The following is a 1,161-nucleotide window of genomic DNA, read 5'->3' on the forward strand; positions in this document are numbered from 1 at the left end:
GGCCATGGCCAAGGAAAAATTTACGCGTAGCAAGCCGCACTGCAACATCGGCACCATCGGTCACGTCGATCATGGCAAGACCTCGCTGACGGCGGCCATCACCAAGGTGTTGGCCGAGACATCGGGCGGCGCGACCTTCACCGCCTATGACCAGATCGACAAGGCGCCGGAAGAAAAGGCCCGCGGCATCACCATTTCGACGGCGCACGTCGAATACGAGACGGCCAACCGCCACTACGCTCACGTCGACTGCCCCGGGCACGCCGACTATGTGAAGAACATGATCACCGGCGCGGCGCAGATGGACGGCGCGATCCTGGTGTGCTCGGCCGCCGACGGCCCGATGCCGCAGACCCGCGAGCACATCCTGCTCGCCCGCCAGGTCGGCGTGCCCGCGCTCGTCGTGTTCCTGAACAAGGTCGACCTCGTCGACGATCCGGAACTGCTTGAGCTGGTCGAGTTGGAAGTGCGCGAGCTGCTGTCCAAGTACGAGTTCCCCGGCGACGACATTCCGATCACCAAGGGCTCGGCCAAGGTCGCGCTCGACAACGGCGATCCGGAAATCGGCTCCAAGGCGATTCTCGCGCTGATGAAGACGGTGGACGAGTATATTCCGCAGCCGGAGCGCCCGATCGACCAGCCCTTCCTGATGCCGGTCGAAGACGTGTTCTCGATCTCGGGCCGCGGCACGGTGGTGACCGGTCGCGTCGAGCGCGGCATCGTCAAGGTCGGCGAGGAAGTCGAGATCGTCGGCCTGAAGGCGACGGTGAAGACCACGGTGACCGGCGTTGAAATGTTCCGCAAGCTGCTCGATCAGGGCCAGGCGGGCGACAACGTGGGCTGCCTGCTGCGCGGCACCAAGCGCGAAGACGTGGAGCGCGGCCAGGTGCTGTGCAAGCCCGGCTCCGTGAAGCCGCACACCAAGTTCAAGGCTGAGGCTTACATCCTCACCAAGGAAGAGGGCGGCCGCCACACCCCGTTCTTCACCAACTATCGCCCGCAGTTCTACTTCCGCACCACGGACGTGACCGGCGTGGTGACGCTGCCGGAAGGCACGGAAATGGTGATGCCGGGCGACAACATTTCGATGGACGTGTCGCTGATCGTTCCGATCGCGATGGAAGAGAAGCTGCGCTTCGCCATCCGTGAAGGCGGCCGCAC

The 1,161-nt window shown here is 64.3% G+C and carries 1 protein-coding gene; it reads left to right on the top strand.

Translation table 11 applies throughout. From position 1 onward, the window contains the following. Positions 1 to 4 precede the first annotated feature (4 nt). The coding region (gene tuf, locus CFB24_RS22255; protein WP_088522788.1) for an elongation factor Tu at positions 5 to 1,161 on the top strand (1,157 nt) is incomplete at its 3' end.

The sequence above is a fragment of the Rhodoblastus acidophilus genome, assembly GCF_900187365.1.
GTDB classification, from domain to species: Bacteria; Pseudomonadota; Alphaproteobacteria; order Rhizobiales; family Beijerinckiaceae; genus Rhodoblastus; species Rhodoblastus acidophilus.